This is a genomic window from Pilimelia columellifera subsp. columellifera (assembly GCF_039532605.1).
Classification (GTDB): Bacteria; Actinomycetota; Actinomycetes; order Mycobacteriales; family Micromonosporaceae; genus Pilimelia; species Pilimelia columellifera.
Genome location: NZ_BAAARY010000006.1, coordinates 19018 through 34663 on the forward strand (window position 1 = coordinate 19018; position 15646 = coordinate 34663).

16 protein-coding genes are annotated in these 15646 nt (G+C 70.4%); 8 read left to right on the top strand and 8 right to left on the bottom strand.

The genetic code is table 11. From position 1 onward, the window contains the following. The first annotated feature begins 15 nt into the window (after window positions 1-15). Window positions 16-1539, top strand: coding sequence for a PrsW family intramembrane metalloprotease (locus ABD287_RS08820; protein WP_344171088.1), 1524 nt, complete (start codon window positions 16-18; stop codon window positions 1537-1539). An 82-nt stretch (window positions 1540-1621) separates the two neighbouring features. Further along, the gene (locus tag ABD287_RS08825) at window positions 1622-2887 is read left to right on the top strand and encodes a serine hydrolase domain-containing protein (RefSeq protein ID WP_344171090.1); all 1266 of its coding nucleotides are present in this window, start codon (window positions 1622-1624) and stop codon (window positions 2885-2887) included. Here the strand turns inward: ABD287_RS08825 and ABD287_RS08830 are convergent. Next, a complete protein-coding gene (locus tag ABD287_RS08830; protein ID WP_344171092.1) occupies window positions 2878-3216 on the bottom strand; it encodes a GroES family chaperonin in 339 nt (112 codons plus the stop codon). The genes ABD287_RS08825 and ABD287_RS08830 overlap by 10 nt on opposite strands. An 86-nt stretch (window positions 3217-3302) precedes the next feature. On the opposite strand from ABD287_RS08830, the gene ABD287_RS08835 reads away from it, so the two are divergent. Continuing rightward, window positions 3303-4553, top strand: coding sequence for an AI-2E family transporter (locus tag ABD287_RS08835; protein ID WP_344171094.1), 1251 nt, complete (start codon window positions 3303-3305; stop codon window positions 4551-4553). A 60-nt stretch (window positions 4554-4613) separates the two neighbouring features. Here the strand turns inward: ABD287_RS08835 and ABD287_RS08840 are convergent, their stop codons facing one another. Beyond that, entirely contained in the window at window positions 4614-6659 is a 2046-nt protein-coding gene (locus tag ABD287_RS08840; RefSeq protein ID WP_425565553.1) for an ATP-dependent DNA helicase, read from the bottom strand. 94 nt (window positions 6660-6753) lie between these two features. Here ABD287_RS08840 and ABD287_RS08845 point away from each other — a divergent pair, with 94 nt between their 5' ends. From ABD287_RS08845 to ABD287_RS08865, 5 genes are all read left to right on the top strand, one after another. Then, window positions 6754-7260, top strand: coding sequence for a DUF402 domain-containing protein (locus ABD287_RS08845; protein WP_344171096.1), 507 nt, complete (start codon window positions 6754-6756; stop codon window positions 7258-7260). A gap of 253 nt (window positions 7261-7513) precedes the next feature. Beyond that, the gene (locus tag ABD287_RS08850; RefSeq protein ID WP_344171098.1) at window positions 7514-8140 is read left to right on the top strand and encodes a DUF47 domain-containing protein; all 627 of its coding nucleotides are present in this window, start codon (window positions 7514-7516) and stop codon (window positions 8138-8140) included. 4 nt (window positions 8141-8144) lie between these two features. Next, window positions 8145-9146, top strand: coding sequence for an inorganic phosphate transporter (locus ABD287_RS08855; protein WP_344171100.1), 1002 nt, complete (start codon window positions 8145-8147; stop codon window positions 9144-9146). 189 nt (window positions 9147-9335) lie between these two features. After that, a complete protein-coding gene (locus tag ABD287_RS08860; protein ID WP_344171102.1) occupies window positions 9336-9566 on the top strand; it encodes a hypothetical protein in 231 nt (76 codons plus the stop codon). A 104-nt stretch (window positions 9567-9670) separates the two neighbouring features. After that, a complete protein-coding gene (locus ABD287_RS08865) occupies window positions 9671-10477 on the top strand; it encodes an NUDIX hydrolase (RefSeq protein ID WP_344171355.1) in 807 nt (268 codons plus the stop codon). 152 nt (window positions 10478-10629) lie between these two features. Here ABD287_RS08865 and ABD287_RS08870 read toward each other — a convergent pair whose 3' ends face one another. The 6 genes from ABD287_RS08870 to ABD287_RS08895 all read right to left on the bottom strand — a co-directional run bounded on the left by ABD287_RS08870 (window position 10630) and on the right by ABD287_RS08895 (window position 15503). Continuing rightward, a complete protein-coding gene (locus ABD287_RS08870; RefSeq protein ID WP_344171104.1) occupies window positions 10630-11115 on the bottom strand; it encodes a metal ABC transporter solute-binding protein, Zn/Mn family in 486 nt (161 codons plus the stop codon). Window positions 11116-11240: 125 nt separating this feature from the next. Beyond that, window positions 11241-11567: an SCO4225 family membrane protein gene (locus tag ABD287_RS08875; RefSeq protein ID WP_344171106.1), complete on the bottom strand. Its 327-nt coding sequence runs from the start codon at window positions 11565-11567 to the stop codon at window positions 11241-11243. Window positions 11568-11766: 199 nt separating this feature from the next. Continuing rightward, window positions 11767-12636 carry a phosphate ABC transporter ATP-binding protein PstB gene (gene pstB / locus ABD287_RS08880; RefSeq protein WP_425565566.1) on the bottom strand — a complete coding sequence of 290 codons (870 nt, stop codon included), beginning with the start codon at window positions 12634-12636 and terminating at the stop codon, window positions 11767-11769. Between the two features lie 53 nt (window positions 12637-12689). Then, a complete protein-coding gene (gene pstA / locus ABD287_RS08885; protein WP_344171108.1) occupies window positions 12690-13601 on the bottom strand; it encodes a phosphate ABC transporter permease PstA in 912 nt (303 codons plus the stop codon). Beyond that, on the bottom strand, window positions 13598-14545 hold the full coding sequence (gene pstC / locus ABD287_RS08890) for a phosphate ABC transporter permease subunit PstC (protein WP_344171110.1): 948 nt from the start codon (window positions 14543-14545) through the stop codon (window positions 13598-13600). The genes pstA and pstC overlap by 4 nt, the downstream gene beginning before the upstream one ends. 1 nt (window position 14546) lies before the next feature. Beyond that, window positions 14547-15503 carry a PstS family phosphate ABC transporter substrate-binding protein gene (locus ABD287_RS08895; RefSeq protein WP_344171112.1) on the bottom strand — a complete coding sequence of 319 codons (957 nt, stop codon included), beginning with the start codon at window positions 15501-15503 and terminating at the stop codon, window positions 14547-14549. Window positions 15504-15646 lie beyond the last annotated feature (143 nt).

The following is a 15646-nucleotide window of genomic DNA, read 5'->3' on the forward strand; positions in this document are numbered from 1 at the left end:
GGCTAGGCTGGCGGGATGGTCGAGCAGACTCCCGGGCCCGGTTCTCCGCACCCGCCGGCGGTTCACCCTCCGGCTGGAGCGCCAGCGGGCGCGTCGCTGGGCGGGCCGCTGGGCGGCGGCCAGTGGCCGTACGGACCGTATGGGGAGTCCTCCCGGCAGCGCGGCCGGGGCCGGATTCTGCTGCTCGTCGCCGTGATCGGCGGGATCGCCGCGTGCGCTCTGGGCATTCTTGGGTTTCTGGGGTTCTCGATCGGACCGGTGGCGCTGACGATCGGCATCGCGGCCGCGGTCCTGCCGGTGCCCGTGCTGGTCGCCTGCTTCCTGTGGCTGGACCGGTACGAGCCGGAGCCCGTCAAGTACCTGCTCTTCTGCTTTTGCTGGGGCGCTTTCGTCTCGACGCTGGCCTCCCTGGGCGTCAATTCGGGAGCGTCGTGGCTCTTCGACCGGGTCGGTCTGCCCGATTCGCTGGTGGCGGTGCTGGTCGCCCCGTTCATCGAGGAGCTGACCAAGGCCCTGGGTCCGCTGCTGTTGCTGTGGCGGCGTCGGCGTGAGATCTCCGGCATCACCGACGGCATCGTCTACTGCGGTCTGGCGGCGACCGGTTTCGCGATGGTCGAGAACATCCTCTACCTGGGCGGGCACGGCTACGCGGCGAACGCTGACGAGTTCGGGCCGGCGTCCGGGGCGCAGGCGGTCGTCGCCATGTTCATCGCCCGGATCCTGCTCACCGGCTTCGCGCACCCGCTGTTCACCGCGCTCACCGGCGTCGGCATCGGACTGGCCGCGCGCTCTCCCCGACGCTGGGTGCGTTGGGTGGCGCCGGCGGTCGGCATGGTCGGCGCAATGATCCTGCACGGCGCCTGGAACCTCATGGCCACGTTGACGGCGGAGGCCGGCGAGCCGCTGGTCTTCCTGTACGGGTACTTCACCGTCATGGTGCCGATCTTCTTCGGGATGGTCGGTCTGGCGATCTGGCTGCGGGCCTGGGAGGGCCGGCTCACTGAGCGGATGTTGCCCCGGTACGCGACCGCCGGTTGGCTGAGCCCGCCGGAGGTCGCCGCGATGGGCTCGCTCGGCCGCCGGCACGCCGCCCGGGCCTGGGCGCGGCGGGTCGCCGGCGAGCCCGGTCGGCGGGCGATGCGGACCTTCCAGTTCACCGCGATGCGGTTGGCATTGTTGCGCGACGGGATCGAACGGGGCCTCGACACCGACCATCAGCAGGTCATGCGCAGCGCCGCCGAGGAGTGGCGGCTGCTTCAGCAACTGTCGGCGTCCCGTGGCGTGTTCACCGGCCGGGACCCGGTGACGCCGCCCGCGCTCTGGGACGGGCGTCAGTACCTCATCGTCTTCCCGGACGGGGTGCGCCGCGCGGTCGCCGCGCCGGCCGCGCCGGTCGTCCCGCTGCCGATGGCTCCGCCAACGCCGGCGTATGCCGGCTTCGCCCCTTTTCCGGGCGCGCCCGGCGGCTACCCGGCCCCGACCGGCCGCTACCCGAACCCGCCCGCCGGTCACCCGAACCCGCCGGGGGGGTGGCGCTAATCTCGCTCGGCGTTGGCGGCCATCGGCTAGCGTCGACATTGGTCGCCGGCCGACGTGGCCGGCGGTTCGATGAGGAGACCGCATGAGGAAAGCGTTCCTTGGGGTCCTGGTTGGCGCATTGGCGGCCTCCCCGGTCGTTGTCCCCGTCGTGGCCGTGGCGGCGCCCGCGACCGACACCGACATCGTCGCCGGTCGGTCAGGCGACACGTCCGCGAAGTACGACCGGGCAGCCCACCTTCAGAAGCTGCTCGACGCCGAGCACGCGGCCGGGATGATCGGCGTTCTCGCCCGCGTCCGGGACAGCCGGTGGTCCTGGTCGGGGGCGGCGGGGGTGGCCCGTCTCGACGACGGCGCGCCGATGCGCCCGCGCCTGCGGCACCGGGTCGGCAGCATCACCAAGAGCTTCGTGGCCACGGCGGTGCTCCAGCTCGTCGGCGAGCGCCGGGTCCGGCTCGACGAGCCGATCGCCACCTACCTGCCAAATGCCCTCCCGACGGAGCTCGGCGCGAAGATCACAGTGCGTCACCTGCTCCAGCACACCAGCGGCCTCGGCAACTACACGAGCGCGCTGCTGACCGGCCCGGAGGCGATCGAGAAGGCGCAGATCACCACGTACCGTCCGGCTGAGCTGATGGCCATGGGCCTGACCCTGCCGGCGACGAACGAGCCCGGGGCAGCCTGGTCCTACTCGAACACCAACTACATTCTGCTCGGGATGCTCCTCGAGCGGGTCACCGGCCGATCGGTGGCCACCGAGGTGCGACGGCGGGTCCTGTGGCCGCTGCGGATGCGCGACACGTACTTCCCGGGCACGCAGCCGCGGATCCGCGGGCCGCACGGCGGGGCGTACGTGCCGTGGACCGATGACAAGCCGCGCGACTTCGTCAACTTCAACATGTCATGGGCGGGGGCGGCCGGCGAGCTGGTGTCGACCGCCAAAGACCTGGACCGGTTCTACGCCGCGCTGCTCGGCGGCCAGCTGCTGCGTCCGGCGCAGCTCACCGAGATGCTGCGGACGGTCCCGTTCGACCCGGCCCGCCCCGAGCTGGGCGGATACGGCCTGGGCGTGTTCAACACGAACCTGCCGTGCGGCTCGTTCTGGGGCCACAATGGCGGCGTCATCGGTCACACGACGGTATCGCTCCACAGCCCCGACGGCCGGCGAGGGGTCACCCTCGGCGAGAACCTGAACTTCTACGGCGAGGGCGACGAGCACCCGATCGACGTCGCGCGGGCGAAGTTCATCACGACCGCGCTGTGCGGATCCGAAGCGCCGACGGGCGCGGCCCGTTCGCTGGGTGAAGCGTTGCGTGCCACCGCCGACGGATCGCCGTCAGCTCACAGGTAGAGGCCGGTGGCGTCCGGTTCGACCCGTCGGGCGGCGACCGCGTGGACGTCCCGCTCGCGGAGCAGAACGTACTGGCTGCCGTGCAGCTCCACCTCGGAGCGCTCCTCCGGGTCGAACAGGACGCGGTCGCCGGCGACGATCGACCGGACGTGCGGCCCGACGCCCGCCACCGTCGCCCAGGACAGTCGACGGCCGACGGTGGCGGTCGCCGGGATGACGATGCCCGCGGCGGACCGCCGCTCGCCGTCGACGCCCTCCAACTGCACCAGGACGCGGTCGTGGAGGAGGCGGATCGGCAGCCCGTTGTCGGTCTTCGCTTCGGCGGTCACCGAAAAACCGTATCAACGATGGGCGGGACCAGTTCGGCCTGGCGGTCTACGGTGTCGGTGAACGTCGTCCGGGAGGGGAGTGCGCCGTGAGCTGGTTCGAGCGTGTGTGGGGGGCGGCGCGGGCGGTCGTCCGTCGACGTCCCGGCTCGCCTGCGGAGAGCGCCTCGGCGGCTGGTCCGGACGAGATCACGGAGCCGTTCCCGGTCGTCGCTCCCGCCACGACCGAGAATGTGGTGACAGTTCGGGTCGAGCGTGATGTTCCGGACGGTGTCCGGGTCGCCGCCGCCTGGTCCTGGCGGCTCATCGTCATCGGCGTCGTCGGCTACTACCTCATCGAGCTGATCAGCAACCTGCGCATCGTGGTGGTGCCGTTGGTGGTGGCGCTGCTGCTGACGGCCCTGCTGGCGCCGGCGGTTGACGCGCTGCGCCGGTCCGGCGCCCCCCGGTCGTTGGCGTCCGCGATCGCGCTCATCGGTGGATTGGGCGCCGTCATCGCCACGATGACGGCGGTGGTGAGCCGGTTCATCGAGGGCGTTCCTGAGCTCAGCCGCAACGCCAGCGCCGGCATCGTCGAGATCCAGCAATGGCTCAAGCAGGGTCCGCTGCACCTGTCCGACGCGCAGCTCGACCAGGCGGTCCAGGTGGGCCAGGACTGGCTCGACACCAACACCGGACGGCTTACCAGCGGCGCGGTCTCCACCGCGGCCACCCTGTTCGAGCTGCTGGCCGGCGCGGTGCTCGTCCTGTTCGCGATCTTCTTCTTCCTCCGCGACGGGGATCGGATCTGGCGGTTCACCGTGCGGCTGTTCCCGTCGGCGTCCCGGCCCCGACTGCACCTGGCGGGCACGGCGGCGTGGGCCAGCCTGGGGGCGTACGTGCGGGCGACGGTGCTGGTGGCGATCATCGACGCGATCGGGATCGGGTTGGCGTTGTACGTCCTCAAGATTCCGTTGGCGCTGCCGTTGGCGGCGTTGGTGTTCCTCGGCGCGTTCGTGCCGATCATTGGCGCCGCGTTGTCGGGCACGGTCGCGGTCCTGGTGGCGCTGGTGGCGGACACCGGTGGGCCGGTCAAGGCGTTGCTGGTGCTCGCCGCGGTGGTCGTCGTCCAGCAGTTGGAGGGGCACGTCCTCCAGCCGTTGATCATGGGTAAGGCGGTGGCGATCCACCCGCTCGGCGTCATCGTGGCGATCACCGCGGGCGTGGTGCTGGCCGGGATCGTCGGCGCGCTGGTGGCGGTGCCGTTGGTGGCGGTGCTCAACACCGGAATCCGGCAGCTCGCCCAGCCCTACCCGGTTCCCGAGCCGGACGCCGTCGTCGTCAAGGCCGCACCGGGCTGACGCCACGACGTCGCGGGCCGCCCGCCACGCCCGCGTACGGCGGGTCTGGTCGCGTCGCGGTCAGCCGGTAGCGAGGCGACGCAGCGCGCCGTGTGCCACCGCGGCGTCGGTGGTGTACCAGAACGGCGGCAGCGACTGGCGCAGGAACGCGCCGTAGCCGCGGGCGGTCTCCAGACGCGAGTCGAGCACCGCCACGACCCCCTTGTCGCTGCCGGAGCGGATGAGGCGCCCAACGCCCTGGGCCAGCCGGATCGCGGCGATCGGCACGCTCACCGAGGCGAACCCGGAGCCGCCGGCGGCGTCCACCGCGGCTGACCGGGCGGCCGCCAACGGCTCGTCCGGCCGGGGGAACGGCAGTCGGTCGATGACCACCAGCTGGCAGGAGTCCCCGGGGACGTCGACGCCCTGCCACAGCGACATGACTCCGAACAGGCAGGTCGCCGGCTCGGCACGGAAGCGGCGGACCAGCAGCGGCAGGGCCTCCTCCCCCTGGAGCAGCACCGGTAGTTCGGTGCGGGCCCGGACCAGCTCGGCGGCCTGTTGGGCGGCCTTACGGGACGAGAACAGCCCGAGCGTGCGCCCACCGAGCGCCCCGACGAGGCGTAGCAACTCCTCGCCGGCGGGATCGGCCAGCCCGGAGGCGGTGGGCCGGGGCAGGTGCGCGGCGACGTACAGGATGCCCTGTTTCGGGTAGTCGAACGGCGAACCGACGTCGAGGCTGCGCCAGCCCGGTCCGTCGCCGTCGGACGGGGCGCCGGCACGGTCGGCGTCGACCGGCAGGCCCAGTGAACGGGCGACAGTGTCGAACCGTCCGCCCAGGGTCAACGTCGCGGAGGTCGCCACGACGGTCCGCTCGATGTACAGGCGGCTGCCCAGGGTGCCGGCGACCGACAGCGGCGCGACGACCAGGGCCTGGCGGGTCGAGCCGGTGAACTCCGGGCGCTCAACCCAGGCGACGTCGTGTTCGTCGCCGGCGAGCAGCCGCTGCGCGGTGTCCGACAACTCGTCGAGGCCGGCCTTGGCGCTCTTTTTGGCGACCGCGTCGCCGTCGTCGGCCTTGATGTCGCCGAGGTCCTCCAGAGCGCCCCGGGTGGCGGAGTCGAGCAGGGTGCACGCCTCACGTAACGCCGGCGGCAGGCCCTCGACGAGTCGTCCGGCCGGGGTCTGCCCGAGGCTGGCCGCGAGCGCCCCGCCGGCCTCGGCGAGGGCCTCGTAGGCGCCGCCGGGGGCGTGTGGCCGGATCCGGCGCGCGGCCCTTTCGACCAGATCGGGGGTCAGCTCGGCCTGTGCGGCGGAGGAGACCCGCTCGGCCAGCTCGTGCGCCTCGTCGATGATGAGGAGCTGGTGCGGCGGGATGATGTTCCCGCCGGCCATCATGTCGGCGGCGAGCAGGCTGTGGTTGGTGACGACGATGTCGGCTTCCCGGGCCCGGGCGCGGGATGCCTCGGCGAAACACTCGTCGCCGAAGGCGCAGCGGCTGGCGCCGACGCACTCGCGCGAGGGCATGGAGACCAGTCGCCACGCCTGGTCGTCGACGCCGGGGTCCAGCTCGTCGCGGTCGCCGACGGCGGTCTCCGTCGCCCACTCCCGCAACCGCTGCACCTGGCGCCCGAGGCGCCCGGCCTCGCCGAGCCACTTCGTGCCGCCGGCGGGCCCGGGGGCGTCGAAGAGAGTGCCGCCGGGCTCGTCCTCGGAGGAGGCTTCCAGCCGGGCCAGGCACAGGTAGTGGTGGCGACCTTTCAGGACGGCGAAGGTGGGCCGGCGGCCGAGCAGCGGTCTGACCGCGTCGGCCAGCCGGGGCAGGTCATGGTCGACGAGCTGGGACTGCAGGGCCAGGGTGGCGGTGGAGACGACCACCGGCCCGTCCTGCAGCAGCGCCGGCGCCAGGTAGGCCAGCGACTTGCCGGTGCCGGTGCCGGCCTGGGCGAGCAGGTGTTCGCCGGTCGCGACGGCCTCGGCGATCGCCAGGGCCATCGCCCGCTGGCCGGGGCGATCGGCGCCTCCGGGGACCGCGCCCACGGCCGCGGCGAGAACATCCTGGGTGGTGGCGGTGGGCCGGGCTCTGCGACGCGGTGCGGGGGCGGCGGGGCGCAGGAGGTCGGTCACCCGATGACGGTAGCGGGTCGGTCGGACAGCGCCGACCGCGGCGCGGCGGCCGGTTGGAGCGGTCCGTGACGCCCGGTCCCGGTTAGGGTTGGCCATGGGCGGCGACCTGGTCCGGGTGATCTACACGAAGTTCGATGGCAGCGCGCACCGCGACTATCCGGCCTGGCGGTTGGCCGAGAATGAGCACGGCGTGTGGCTGGGCGTGCGGGCCGGCACCGATTCGATCTACCACGGCAGGGCGCTGCGCCAGCAGCATCCGTACGTGGTGCTGGTGCCGCGGCACGCGTGGTGGACGGCGATGTTCAGCCCGGAGCCGCGGACGGCCGAGGTGTACTGCGACGTGACAACCCCGGCGAGGTGGCCGGATCCGGGCGCCGTCGAGCTGGTTGATCTTGATCTTGATGTGGTGCGGCGCCGCGGCAGCGGGCTGGTTCAACTGCTGGACCAGGAGGAGTTCGCCATGCGCCAGGAGGACTGGTCGTATCCGCCGGAGGTGGTCCGGCGGGCCCGGCAGGCGGCGGGCTGGCTGTACGGGACGGTGGGCGCCGGCGTCGAACCGTTCCACAGCGCGTACCGACCGCTGCTCGACCAGATGGTCTGAGCCGTTTGCGCAGGTCAGCCCGGGTGCGTGACTGCGGCTACGCCGATCACTTTTGGTCATCTCGTGACTGCGTACGGCTGCGCTGACGGGCGACTGGTGAATGAATAGTGAACAGATGATGAACCAACCTTGGGGGAGGGGGATTGGATTTCTTGTCGGCGGCGGCGTTACCTAGCATTCGCAGCGAGTTCACTCGACATTCGATCGCCGGAGCCCCGGGGATCTCACCGATGCGGCTATGAGGTGCTCCGCTGTGAAGTTTTCCTTCCGCCCTTCCGAGGGCGCGTTCTACGAGCTGTTCACGAAGGCGGCGCAGAACCTCGTCCGGGGCACGGAGCTGCTGACCGAGCTCGCGCTGCCCGGGGTGGACGTCCAGTCGGTCAGTGAGCGGCTGGTCGAGGTCGAGCACGACAGCGACGACTTGACCCACGAGCTCTACAACAAGATCAACTCGACGTTCATCACGCCGTTCGACCGGGAGGACATCTACCGGCTCGGTTCGCTGCTCGACGACGTCATGGACCACCTCGAAGGCGCCGGCAGCCTCATCTACCTGTACGGCCTCACCGAGCTGCCCGCGCTGCCGCGCGAGCTGCATGAGCTGGTCAACGTCCTCGACCAACAGTCCAAGGTCACCGCCGCCGCGATGCCGCGACTCAAAGCGATGAAGGACATGGCCGACTACTGGGTCGAGATCAACCGCCTGGAGAACGAAGGCGACCGCGCCTACCGGATGCTGCTGGTCCGGCTCTTCTCCGGCGAGTACGACGCCCTCACCGTGCTCAAGATGAAGGAGGTCGCCGACGAGCTGGAAGCGGCCTGCGACGCCTTCGAGCACGTCGCGAACACCGTCGAGACCATCGCGGTCAAGGAGTCCTGACCGCATGAGTCCCGAGTTCATCGCCGTCGTGGCGGTGATCGTGGCGGCGCTGGTGTTCGACTACACCAACGGCTTCCACGACGCCGCCAACGCCATCGCCACCTCAGTCTCCACCCGGGCGTTGACGCCCAAGGTCGCCCTCGGGGTGGCCGCGATCGGCAACCTCGCTGGCGCGTTTCTCGGGGGTAACGTCGCCAAGACGGTCGGGTCCGGGATCGTGGATCTCCCCACCGGCATGGAGAGCCTGGGCATCGTCTTCGCCGGCGTCATCGGCGCCATCGCCTGGAACCTCATCACCTGGTACTTCGGGCTGCCGTCCTCCTCGTCGCACGCCCTCATCGGTGGGCTCATCGGCGCGACGCTGTTCGCCTCGGGAATCGTCCAGTGGGACGTCATCGTCGCGAAGGTCGTGGTGCCGATGGTGGCCTCGCCGCTGGTCGGCCTGGTGCTCGGCGCCTGCGTCATGCTCGCCGTGATGTGGATCTTCCGTCGGGGCAACCCGGCGAAGCTCAACCGCGGGTTCCGGCTCGCCCAGTCGGCCTCGGCTGTCGCGATGGCCTTCGGTCACGGCATGCAGGACGCGGCCAAGACGATGGGCATCATCGTGTTGGCCCTCTACACCGGCGGCTACCAGGACAACAACACCGACATCCCGCTCTGGGTCTTCTTCTCCTCTGCCGCTGTGCTCGCCCTGGGCACCTATGCCGGCGGGTGGCGGATCATCCGCACCCTGGGCCGTCGAGTGATCCACCTCGACCCGCCGGCGGGCTTCGCGGCGGAGTCGGTCGCCTCGGCGGTCCTGTACACCGCGGCGGCCTTCTCGATGCCTATCTCCACCACCCACACCATCACCTCGGCGATCATGGGCGTCGGCGCGACGAAGAAGTTCTCGGCCGTCCGTTGGGGCGTGGCCGGGAACATCGTCACCGCCTGGGTCCTGACGATCCCGGGGGCGGCGGCCATCGCCTGCGTCGTGCACCTGGCGGTCGTGCCGCTGTTCGGCTGACAAGCTCCTGCGGAGAGGTCGTGGTCGTCGGCCGGCGGCCCGGAGGCCGGCGGATCCGGGCTGAGGACCTCCGCCGAGAGTGACGCCACCAGATGATGACTATGCCGTGGGCATGACCGGACGTTCGGCCGGGTACTCACCTTCACCGGGTACTCATGGCCCGGACCGAGCGAACCGGGGGTGACCGGTATGCCGCACCAACAGCCACATCAGCGACCGTGGACGGCGAAGCGGAACGACCAGTTCCAGCACATCAAGGACAGCGCGAAGGTCCGGGACAAGTCACAGGCGTCGGTTGACGAGTCGGTCGCCCGCCGCACGCACGCCCGCAGCGGACCGCCGGAGCCGTCGGCCCGGCATGAGGCGCCCGCGGCTCACCACGACGTCGACCCGATCGTGCACATGCCGGAGGGCCAGTAGGGAAAGCCCCGATCGTAGGAAGGGCTGTCGGGCCCCGACGAGCGGCGCCTCCGCCAGCCGGACTGCACTACAGTGGCGCGGTGACCGAGCGCAACCGCTGGCCGATGCCCCACTCGCTGGCCGAAAAGTACGACGCGTACGTCGCGTCAGGGGCATTGCCAGCGGCGCCGCGGGTCGCGGCGACCGTGTTGCTGCTGCGCGCGGCTGATGCCGGCTTCGAGGTGTACGCGCTGCGTCGGGCGGCGACGATGGCGGCGTTCGGTGGCATGTACGCGTTCCCGGGCGGCAGCGTCGACCCGGCGGACGCGGACGCCGCCGTGGGTTGGGCCGGCCCCCCGCGGGCCGAGTGGGCCGGGCGGTTGGCGCTGCCGGCGCCGCAGGCTGGGGCGGTGGTGGCCGCCGCGGTTCGGGAGGTCTTCGAGGAGGCCGGCGTGCTGCTGGCCGGACCCACACCTGACACGGTCCTGGCGGACGTGGACACGCCGGGCTGGGAGGCAGCCCGGCAGGGTCTGCTGGCCCGCGAGCGCAGTCTGACCGGCGTGCTCACCGATGCCGGTCTGGTTCTACGGTCGGACCTGTTGCGGCCGTGGGCACGCTGGGTCACGCCCAAGTTCGAGCCGCGCCGTTTCGACACCTATTTCTTCGTGGCGCTGCTGCCGGAGGGCCAACGACCCCGGGACGTCTCCGGCGAGGCGGACGAGACTGTCTGGATCGCCCCTGACCAGGCCGTCGCCCGGCATGAGCGCGGCGAGATGCCGATGTTGCCGCCGACGCTGACGACCTTGACCGAGCTGGCAGCCTGCCCAGATCTGACGGCGGCGTGGTCCGCGTCGGGGCGGCGGGACGTCTCCCGGCCGATCGAGCCCGTCGTGGAGCGTGGCTCGGACGGCGCCGCGTTCGCGGTCTTCTGAGCCACGTCCGGTCGCGTTGATCAAGCGTGCCAGCGGACGGAACTGACCCGCCGGCACGCCCAGGCGACCGACGCCTCAGGCCAGGCGTCGGCCGATCCGACGAGCGGCGAAGCCGGCGGCGACCAGTAGCAGCCCGGTCGCGATGATGGCGGTCAAGCCGGCGCAGGTGCTCGCGAGGGCCGGTGGCCGCCAGCCGGGCTTCCCGGACCCGACGCCGTCCGTCGAGGGCTTCCACATGCGAGTTGGTGATCACCGTGGTGGCCGGCGCGGCGGCCGCGGCGGCGGGACTGATGGACAGCGGTAGGCCGCTGAGCGTCAACCCGACCGCCAGAGCCAAGGTGGTTGGTGAACGCCACGTCGGCTCGGGCGACGACGGCCGCGTCGGCCGGGCTCGGCTCGTAGGAGTGTGGGTCGCCGCCGGGTGGCACGACCGACGCGACCCGGACGCGTTCGCCGCCGACCTGTCTGGCCAGGTCGGCGATGATCTCGGTGGTGACGGCGACGGCGATCCGGTCGTCGTCGCCGTCGCGGACCTCGCAGCCTGCGGCGCCGACGAGGGTCAGCGCCACAGCCAGCGACGCCCAGCGCGGGGTGCGCTGCATGGGGTCCTCCGGGAACAGAAATCGATGAATTCCCATGAGGCTATCGCATATGAAATCGGTTTTCAGTATGGTGGTCGTGGGGACGGGCGGGGTCGTCGCCGTGCGGGCGCTCCCACAGCGACAACCCCGTCACTTCACCGCCTGCGCCACCGGGATGCCTGTCAACCAGCGACGGCGGGCGACGCGCCACGGCGTGCGCGGCGGGTCCGGATCGCGGCCGCGCAGGCGCCGATGATCGTCAGGTTGAGCAGCGCGCCGACGGCGCCGCCGACGAAGACGGCGGCGGCGGAGCCCGACAGGCTCATCACCGCGACGCTGCCCGGCGCGGTCACCACGACGAGCCAGAAGTGCTCCCAGCCGGTGGCGGTGTCGCTGCGGAAAGTCCAGATGAGGGCCGGGAACGCGGCGGCGAGCAGGACCAGTCCGACGTAGATCTTGGCGACGAGGGAGCCGAGAAGGAAGGCGCTGATCCGGCGTACGGCGTTCATGGCTGATCCCAACCTGGAGGGGTTCCGGCGCTTCCCGCCGGTCACCGATGATCCTGCCGCGGCCACGCCCCGCTGGCCATGAGTATCGATACCCATCTTCCAAGCGATCGTGGCCTGAGCCGGCGGATTCCTGCTTCGCCGGCTCAGGCCACGATCATCGAGAGGCGGCGCCGACGGAGGGGTCGCGCCGCCCGTCGCGTCAGCCGAAGCGGCCCGTGATGTAGTCCTCGGTGCGCTTGTCGGCCGGGTTGGTGAAGATCTTGCCGGTCTCGTTGAACTCGACGAGCCGGCCGTGCCGCACCTCGGCCTCGTCCAGTTCGGCGGTGAAGAACGCGGTGTAGTGGCTCACCCGCGCCGCCTGCTGCATGTTGTGTGTGACGATGACGATCGTGTACTGGTCCGCCATCTCGTGCATGAGGTCTTCGATCTTGCTGGTGGCGATCGGGTCCAGCGCCGAACACGGCTCGTCCATGAGGATGACGTCCGGCTGGACGGCGATGGTGCGGGCGATGCACAGCCGCTGCTGCTGACCGCCGGACAGGGCCAGGCCGGAGGTCCGGAGCTTGTCCTTGACCTCGTCCCACAGCGCGGCGCCGCGGAGGGCCTGCTCCACCAGGTCGTCCATGCTGTCGACCTGCATGCCGGTGACCCGCGGGCCGTAGGCGATATTGTCATAGATCGACTTGGGGAACGGGTTCGGCTTCTGGAACACCATGCCGATCCGGCGACGGACCTCGATCGGGTCGACGTCCTTGGCGTACAGGTCCTGGCCGTGGTAGGTGACCGAACCCTTCACCCGGGCGCCCGCTACCAGGTCGTTCATGCGGTTGAGCGACCGCAGCACCGTCGACTTGCCACAGCCCGACGGGCCGATCATGGCGGTGATCTGGTTCTGCCGGATCTGCATCGACGTCCCGCGGACCGCCTCGTAGTCGCCGTAGAAGACGCTGACGTCGCGCAGCTCCATCACCGGCGCCGCCTCGGCGGACCGGTGTCCGCCCGGGGCGGACAGCGGGGTGGGCACGTGGGTGGCGGGTCGGTTCGGGGTGGTGGCGGTGGCGGGAATCATCGAGGTCACCTCTTCGGCACGACGGGGCTTGATGGGTTCGGTCATGGCCGGGGTCACCACCGCTTCTGGAACTTGTTGCGCAGGAAGACGGCCGCCGAGTTCATCACCAGGACGATGACCAGCAGCAGCACGATGGCGCCGGCGGCCAGCTCCTGGAAGGCCGCCTGGGGCTGCACCAGCAACGAGTAGATGTGGATCGGCAGGGCGGTGTAGGCGCTGTCCAGACCGGTCGGGTTGAACGTCACGAAGCTGAACGCGCCGAGCATGATCAGCGGGGCGGCCTCGCCGATGGCCCGGGACAGCGCCAGGATTGATCCGGTAGCCATTCCGGGGATCGCCGCCGGCAGCACCTGCCGCGAGATCGTCTGCCACTTGGTGGCCCCGAGCGCGTACGAGGCCTGCCGGATCGACTGCGGGACCGCCCGGATCGCCTCGCGGCTGGAGATGATCACAATCGGCAGGACCAGCAGGGCCAGGATCAACGCGGCGCTCTTGATCGAGAAGCCCCAGCCGAAGCCGCGGACGATGATGCCCAGTCCGAGAATGCCGAAGATGATCGACGGCACGCCGGCCAGGTTCTGGATGTTGAGTTCCAGCAGCCGGTTGTACCAGCGTTCCCGGTTGGCGTACTCCTCCAGGTAGATCGCGGCCGCGATGCCGGTCGGCAGGCAGAGGGCCGCGGTGACCGAGATGATCCAGAGCGTTCCGGTGATGGCGGACTGAACGCCGGCCTGGTCGATCCGGCTGATCCGGCCGGTGGGCATGTTCGTCCACAATCGGGAGTCGAGCCGGCTCCAGCCCTTGTAGATGGCGTAGCCGATGAGCCAGGCCAGGAAAAGTCCGACGATTCCCAGGCAGGCCACCAGAGCGACGCGGAACACCGTGTCGGCCGGACGGGACTTCTTCTGGGTCAGCACCTCGCCCAGCGGGGTGGCCCGCTGGACGGGGGCGGCGGTCACGCTCACTCGTACACCTCTCGGAACTTACGCACCATGCGGATCGACACGGCGTTGAGGACGAAGGTGAAGACGAACAGCAGCGCGCCGACGGCGAAGATGCTGTCGTAGTCCAACGTGCCGACCGGCAGGTCGCCCTGGCCGATGTTGGCGATGAACGCGGTCATCGTCGCCGCGCCCTCGCTGAGGTCGAAGGTGACCCGGTCCGAGCGCAGACCGCCGGCGATCGTCACGATCATCGTCTCGCCCAACGCCCGGGACAGCCCGAGGACGAAGGAGGCGACGATGCCGGAGATGGCGGCCGGCACGACGACCTTCATGGCGACCTGGCGCTTGGACGAGGCGAGCGCGTACGCGCCCTCGCGCAGACTGCGCGGCACGGCGCTCATCGCGTCCTCGGACAGGCTGGCGATGGTCGGGACGATCATGATGCCCATGACGACGCCGGCCACCAGCAGGTTCTGGAACTCCGGCGGCTCGCCGCCGGGCCAGATGTCCCGCAGGATCGGGTTGAGCGCGTTGAGGGCGAAGAAGCCCAGCACGACCGTCGGAATGCCGGCCAGGATCTCCATGATCGGCTTGAGCGTCCGGCGCGCGCTGTCCGAGGCGTACTCGGCCAGGTAGATCGCCGAGCCGAGGCCCAACGGCACCGCGATGGTGATCGCCACGGCCGTGCTCAGCAGGGTGGAGACGACCAGCGGCAGGACGCCGTAGTGCTTGTCGCTGAACGTCGGCGTCCACTTGCCGCCGGTGATGAACTCGACGAAGCTCACTTCCTGGAAGAAGCCGAGCGTCGGGCCCACCAACGACATGACGATCCCGATGGTCGTCAGGACCGAGACGGTCGCCGCGACGACGAGCAGTGCCGTGATGATGATTTCGAGTGGGCGGCTGCGGCGCCGCAGGGACGGTCCCGCCCCAGCGGCGCCGCGTGCGGTGTCAACTGTGGACACGTCAGCCCTTCAGGCCCGCGAAGTCGGTCTTCAGTTTGGTCTTCTGCGCCTCGGTCAGGGGCACGAACTTGACCTCCTTGACGATCTCGTCAATGCGCTCGATGTAGAAGTCGATGAACGCCTTGACCTGCGGCTTGGCCGCGCCCTTGTCGCTGACGTAGATGAACAGCGGGCGCGACAGCGGCTTGTAGGTGTTGGTCTGGGCCGTCTCCAGCGTCGGCGCGACGCAGCCGGCGCCGCCGTCGACCTGGATGGCGGTGAGCTTGTCGGCGTTCTCCTCGAAGTACGAGAATCCGAAGTAGCCGATGCCGCCCTTCTCGCCGCTGACGCCCTGGACGAGGACGTTGTCCTGCTCCGAGGCCGTGTAGTCGGTGCGGCTGGCGCCCTCCTCGCCGTTGATCTCGTCGGTGAAGTAGTCGAACGTGCCGGAGTCGGTGCCCGGACCGAACAGCTTCATCGGCTGGTTCGGGAACTTGGGGTCGACCTGGTTCCAGTTGGTGACCTTGGACTTGGGGCCCCAGATGGTCTTGAGCTGGGGGACGGTCAGGCAGGTAGCCCAGGTGTTGGCCTTGTTCACCACGACGGTGAGGGCGTCGTTGGCTACCGCCAGCTCGACGAATTTGACGCCGGCCGCCTCGCAGGCCGCCTTCTCGGTGTCCTTGATCGGACGGGAGGCGTCGGAGATGTCGGTCTCGCCCTTGCAGAACTTCTCGAACCCGCCGCCGGTGCCGGACGTGCCGACGGAGACGTTCACACCGGGCTGCTCCTCCTTGAAGATCGAGGCAGCGGCGGTGCTCAGCGGGGCGACCGTGCTGGAGCCGTCCACTGAGACGGCGCCGGACAGCTTGTCGCCGCCGCCCTCGTCGGCGGACTCCGCGTTGTTCGAGCAGCCGGCCAGCGCGAGCGACGCGAGCGTCATGCCAGCGACTACCCGCCGGGAAAGCACGTTGCGGTTCACCTCAGAAAGCCTCTCTGTCGGGGGTCCAGCCGTGGCTGGCCCATCGAAAGCGAAGCTAGGGGGCGGAGGTGACCTTCGTGCCCGCCACAGTTGAACGGCGAGTGAACAGGCGAAACCTTCTGTATAGCTGAACACTGAGAGCA